The 854-nt window shown below is 74.6% G+C and carries 1 protein-coding gene and 1 pseudogene; both read right to left on the bottom strand.

Annotated elements, in window-relative coordinates:
• A pseudogene (locus tag KUM32_RS39770) lies at positions 1-389 on the bottom strand (VWA domain-containing protein); the annotation flags it as partial.
• Positions 390-461: 72 nt separating this feature from the next.
• Positions 462-854 (bottom strand): Pycsar system effector family protein (locus tag KUM32_RS39765; RefSeq protein ID WP_217146599.1); only part of this gene is annotated, 393 nt, incomplete at its 5' end.

The following is an 854-nucleotide window of genomic DNA, read 5'->3' as shown; positions in this document are numbered from 1 at the left end:
TTGCTCACGCACGCGCCGATCGACTCGCGGCCCGCGGCGTCCAGCGTGGTCCGCGGGCACACCGGGTCGATGGCCCGTTGGTCGGCCTTCTCGGCGGCGGCGAAGCCGAAGACGGTGACGTGCGAGGACGGGGAGACGTCGCCGAGCGCGATGCGCGAGGCGGCGGCCTTCTCGGCGGCCATGTCCTCGGGCGCCAGGCTCGCCGACTCGTCCACGGCCACCGCGTAGTTGACCGCCTTGAAGGCCGGTTCGGGTGCTTCGGGCGGTGCCGGCCGCGCGCCGGCGGGCGTGAGCAGGGACGCCAGCACGGCCGCGCCGCCCAGCGCGGATACCGCGACGCGCCGCGCCCAACCCCCTGGTGTCTGCCGTTTTCCCCTGACTGTTCCCACGACCGTCCCCTCGTGTCATGTCTGCTTCATGTGTGGCGCCGGCGCGTGCCGTCGCCCTCGCGCGGTCGCGACTCAGCGCGCGGTCAGGCTCCAGGCCAACGCCAGCGCCGCGGACGGCGCCAGCGTGCTCACTCCCCAGCGGATGGCCCGGTACTTGGCGGACAGGATCGAGCTGACGTCCACGGCCTGCACGAGCAGCCACCGGACCGGGTCGCGGCCGGCCTCGCTGAGCTGCGTCGACAGCCGTCCGAGATCGTGTGGGGGCAGCAGATCGCGGAAGTACGTCACCCCCTCGCACGGGCGGAGCGTCCCCGTGCGCGGCAGCAGCGCCCGCACCAGCGCGGACACCGCGACCACCCACAGCACCCCCGCGACGATCAGCGCGACGTCGCCCAGGCCGCTCCAGCCGGGCGTGCCGTGCCAGCCGATCAGGAACGCCGGCAACGCCAGCGCCCCGGACAGCAG

The organism is Streptomyces sp. AC627_RSS907, from assembly GCF_019049165.1.
The sequence above is the reverse complement of the archived record's forward strand: the minus strand, read 5'-3'. Positions and strand labels throughout refer to the sequence as shown.